Here is a 4,510-nt window from a genome sequence, read left to right as displayed (position 1 = left end):
ATTTGATCTCGCCGGCGCCCAGGGCGCGGCCCTTGCCGTTATTGCCGCGCCAGCCTAGGAAGAAACCGACCAGTTGCCACATGGCGTCCAGGCCCAGGCAGCCGGGCATAACCGGGTCGCCGATGAAGTGGCAGTCAAAGAACCAGAGGTCGGGGTTGATGTCGAGTTCGGCGACCAGTTGGCCCTTGCCATACTCGCCGCCTTCACCGCTGATATGGGTGATGCGGTCGAGCATCAACATATTGTCGACGGGGAGGCGTGGGTTACCGGGACCGAATAGCCGGCCGTGGCCGCAGTCGATGAGTTCCTGTTTTGTAAAGCTATTTTTATGGGTAAGAGACATAAGAAAAAGGCTTGTCAGTGAGAAAATGGTGACGGGCATAGTAGCATTAAGGCCCTGCTTAGCACATTAAAATGTCAACATTGGCCCGTTGCTTGCTGCCAATATGGGGTCAGTGTGACAAAGTATAAGTGCCATAGGCGTTGCGATTGCCGCCCACTACTGGGAAAATTCGTCGACAAAGGCGCGCGACGTACTGCCTTCACCCAAAAGAACAGGATCTAAACCTATCATGATAAGGAAATGCCTTTTCCCCGTTGCCGGTTACGGCACCCGCTTTCTTCCCGCCACGAAATCGATGCCGAAGGAGATGTTGCCGATCGTCAACAAACCGCTGGTGCAATACGGTGTTGAGGAGTCGATAGAGGCGGGGCTGAAACAGATTGCCCTGGTGACAGGCCGCGGCAAGCGTGCCATCGCGGATCACTTTGATATCAGCTTCGAGCTGGAGAATCAGATCGCCGGTACTAGCAAGGAGTCCTACCTGACGAGTATCCGCAAGGTGTTGAGTGAAGGCACGTTTATGATGACGCGCCAGCGCGAGATGAAGGGTCTGGGGCATGCGATTCTCACTGGCGAGAGCTTGGTCGGCAACGAGGCCTTTGGCGTGATCCTGTCTGATGACCTCTGTTTAAACGACGGAGACGGGGTGATGGGGCAGATGGTGAAACTGTATAACCAGTTCCGCTGCAGCATTGTCGCGATTCAGGAAGTGCCGATGGCGGAGATCGAAAAATACGGGGTGATCGCCGGCGATGATATGGGGGGCGGCCTGTTCAGGGTTAAGGATATGGTGGAAAAACCCAGCGCTGACGAGGCGCCGAGTAATTTGGCGGTGATTGGCCGCTATATTTTGACGCCGGATATATTCGATATTTTGCGCGATACGCCACCGGGTAAAAATGGCGAAATTCAGCTGACCGATGCGCTGATGACCCAGGCGCAAAATGGCTGTGTGCTGGCCTATAAGTTCAGCGGTCGGCGTTTTGATTGCGGCAGTGTGCCGGGCTTTATTGAGGCGACGAATTATGTCTATGAAAACATCTACCAAGACGGTCAGGGCTGAGTGATGACAGAAAACGAGTTGAGTTGTTTTAAGGCCTATGACGTGCGCGGTCGCATTCCCGACCAGCTGAATGAAGATATCGCCTACCGCATTGGCCGCGCCTTTGCCGAGGTCATTCGGCCCAAAAAGGTGGTGGTGGGTCACGATATTCGCCTGAGCAGTGAGGCCATTAAGGCGGCGGTGAGCAACGGTCTGCGCGATGCGGGGGTGGATGTCTACGATATCGGTCTGTGTGGCACCGAGGAGATTTATTTTGCGACCTCGCATGCCGGTATGGATGGCGGCATTGCGGTGACCGCCAGCCACAATCCCAAGGACTACAACGGCATGAAGTTTGTCCGCGAGGAGTCCAGGCCGATCAGTGGTGACACTGGGCTGTTGGATATTAAGGCGCTGGCCGAGCAGAACCGCTTTGCCGAGCCGGCCGCGCAGCGCGGCACGCTCGAGGCCTTGGATACCAGTGCCGCCTATGTACAGCACCTGCTGGGCTATATCGATGTGGCGGCGTTAAAGCCGTTGAAAATTGTCGTTAATGCCGGCAATGGTGGTGCCGGGCGGGTGGTTGATTTGCTGGAGCCGCATCTGCCGTTTGAATTTATCCGCGTGCACCACGAGGCCGACGGCAATTTCCCCAACGGCGTGCCCAATCCCCTGCTGGTGGAAAACCGTCAGCCGACCATTGATGCGATTCAGGCGCATCAGGCGGATTTGGGTATTGCCTGGGACGGTGATTTTGACCGCTGCTTCTTTTTTGATGAGCGCGGCGAATTTATCGAGGGCTACTATGTGGTGGGCCTGCTGGCCGAGACGTTCCTGTTGAACTCGCCCGGCGAGAAAATTGTCCACGATCCGCGGCTGACCTGGACTACCGTAGACATTGTGGCGGGCCGCGGTGGTGAGGCAGTGCAGAGCAAAACCGGTCACGCCTTTATCAAGGAGCGGATGCGCAAGGAAAATGCCGCCTACGGTGGCGAGATGAGCGCCCATCACTACTTCCGGGATTTTGCCTACTGCGATAGCGGCATGATCCCCTGGCTGCTGGTGACTCAGCTGATGTCGGTCAAGTCGGCCTCACTGTCTTCGCTGGTTGAAGAGCGGGTGGCAAAATTCCCCTGTAGCGGTGAGATCAATCGCGAAGTTGGCGATGCCAAGGCCAGCATCGCCGCCATTGAGGCGCGCTATGTGGGGGCGGCGGCGGAGGTGGATTACACCGACGGCCTGAGTATGAGCTTTGATGGCTGGCGTTTTAATGTGCGCATGTCTAATACAGAGCCAGTGGTGCGCTTGAATGTCGAGAGCGAAGGCGATATCGCGCTGATGCAGAGTAAAACCGAGGAGTTACTGGCGCAGCTATAGGCTGCGGTGGCGTGTTGTTGAAAGCCGGGCTGCATTGCAGTCCGGCTTTTTTTATTGCCTGTTACTTGAGTGCCTGGCGGCTGCGCGCCAGTAGTTGGGCGGTAGAGCTGTCGACCGCAGGCGTTTGGCTGTCGTCGTCGAGGGCTTGCAATAATTCGCGGCTGATCTGCTTGCCGAGCTCGACGCCCCATTGGTCAAAGGGGTTGATGTCCCAGATCAGGCTGGTGCAGATCAGTCGGTATTCGTAGAAGGCGATGAGGCAGCCCAGTGAGCGGGCATTGAGTTCGTCCATTACTATCGTGGTGCTGGGGCGGTTGCCGGGCATGGCCTTGTGGTGGGCAAGTGACTTGCTCTGTTGGTCGGGGCTGTCGTCGGCGATCTCTTCGGCCGTTTTGCCCTGCATCAATGCCAGGCTTTGGGCGAAGCAGTTGGCGAGCAGGGCTTGCTGTTGCTCGCCAATGGGGTTCGGTGCGCGCAGTGCGGTAATAAAGTCGCAGGGGATGATGTCACTGCCCTGGTGCAGCAACTGGTGAAAGGAGTGCTGGCCGTTGGTGCCCTCGCTGCCCCAGATTACGCCGCCGCTGCGAACGGTCAGCGGCTGGCCGTGGCGGTCCACCGATTTTCCGGCGCTCTCCATAAACAGCTGTTGCAGATAGTCTGGCAGCTCTTTGAGGCGATGGCAGTAGGGCAAAATGGCCTGGGAGTTGAGCCCCCAGCAGTTGCGATACCAGATGTCCAGCAGGGCCAAGGTTAGTGGCAGCATATCGGCGCTGCTGCTGTCGCGCATGTGTTGGTCGACCTCGTAGCCGCCGCGCAGAATGTCGAGGAAGCAGTCCCAGCCGTAATTGATGGCAACAATCAGCCCGAAGCCCGACCACACGGAGAAGCGCCCGCCCACCCAGTCGGGAACCGCCAGTACCTGGGGGCTGGGAACCCCGAGTGCGATTGCCGCCTCGGGCTTGGCGGTAATGGCAACAAACTGCTGGTTGATGTCCTGTCCGGGAAGTTGCTCGCGCAGCCACTGCTGGGCGGCAGCGGCATTGGCCAGGGTTTCCTGGGTGCCGAAGGACTTTGAGGCGATAATAAACAGGGTGCTGTCGGCGGGCAGCTCGCGCAGGGTGTTGTGCGTGCAGCTGGGGTCAATATTGGCGAGAAAGTGGCAGTGAAAGGCCGACTGGTGGCTTTCATTCAGCGCTTCGCTAAAGAGTCGCGGGCCGAAATCAGAGCCGCCTATGCCGATATTGACAATATGGCTGTAGCGCTTGCCGCTGCAGGAGCGCCGGCGGCCACTGCGCAGGCTGGCAACCAGCTCGGCCATGTGGCGGTACATGGCGTCGATGCCTTCATCGTCGCTGGATTCTGCTGTTGCCCAGCTGCGCAGCGCGGCGTAGTTGGCGCTGCGCTGCTCGGTGTTGTTGCAGGCTTCGCCGGCGCGCAGGGCAGCCAGTTTACGGTGGATGTCGGCGTTTTCAGCCAGTGCAATCAGCTTTTGATGGATCTCGGCGTCTAGGTGGTGCTTGGAGTAGTCGACAAACAGCGGGCCGAGCTCGGCGCTAAATTGCGCTGCGCGCCCTGGTTGTGCGGCAAAGCGCTGGCGCAGGGTGACAGAGTTACACTTGTCGCGTGTTGCGGCCAGTGCCTGCCAGAGTGCTTGCTGTTTGTCCGGGGTTGCCAGTGCCACGTGAGTCTCCTGCTCGTCCTTGTTGTTTTGTGCGTCGCTGCAGCGACGGCGCGCTGCCAGCTAGGAT

The 4,510-nt window shown here is 58.3% G+C and carries 4 protein-coding genes; 2 read left to right on the top strand and 2 right to left on the bottom strand.

The features are described from left to right. Nucleotides 1-343: bifunctional 3-hydroxydecanoyl-ACP dehydratase/trans-2-decenoyl-ACP isomerase (fabA, locus tag ABYM29_RS14890; RefSeq protein WP_372865577.1), on the bottom strand; the 343-nt coding region annotated here is incomplete at its 3' end. A gap of 229 nt (nt 344-572) precedes the next feature. Here fabA and galU point away from each other — a divergent pair. Next, entirely contained in the window at nt 573-1,406 is an 834-nt protein-coding gene (gene galU / locus ABYM29_RS14885; protein WP_372865576.1) for a UTP--glucose-1-phosphate uridylyltransferase GalU, read from the top strand. Nucleotides 1,407-1,409: 3 nt separating this feature from the next. Then, nucleotides 1,410-2,762 carry a phosphomannomutase gene (locus ABYM29_RS14880; protein WP_372865575.1) on the top strand — a complete coding sequence of 451 codons (1,353 nt, stop codon included), beginning with the start codon at nt 1,410-1,412 and terminating at the stop codon, nt 2,760-2,762. A 61-nt stretch (nt 2,763-2,823) separates the two neighbouring features. Here the strand turns inward: ABYM29_RS14880 and pgi are convergent, their stop codons facing one another. Beyond that, a complete protein-coding gene (pgi, locus tag ABYM29_RS14875) occupies nt 2,824-4,443 on the bottom strand; it encodes a glucose-6-phosphate isomerase (RefSeq protein WP_372865574.1) in 1,620 nt (539 codons plus the stop codon). Nucleotides 4,444-4,510: the final 67 nt, after the last annotated feature.

Origin of the sequence: Spongiibacter sp., from assembly GCF_041602295.1 — a bacterium.
GTDB lineage: Bacteria > Pseudomonadota > Gammaproteobacteria > Pseudomonadales > Spongiibacteraceae > Spongiibacter.
Note: the sequence above shows the minus strand (reverse complement) of the source record. Positions and strands in the feature narration are given on the sequence as shown.

What these genes read in the sequence shown, in the direction of transcription:
- galU (WP_372865576.1), top strand. Translation starts at nt 573, where the DNA reads ATGATAAGGAAATGCCTTTTCCCCGTTGCCGGTTACGGCACCCGCTTT.
- ABYM29_RS14880 (WP_372865575.1), top strand. Translation starts at nt 1,410, where the DNA reads ATGACAGAAAACGAGTTGAGTTGTTTTAAGGCCTATGACGTGCGCGGT.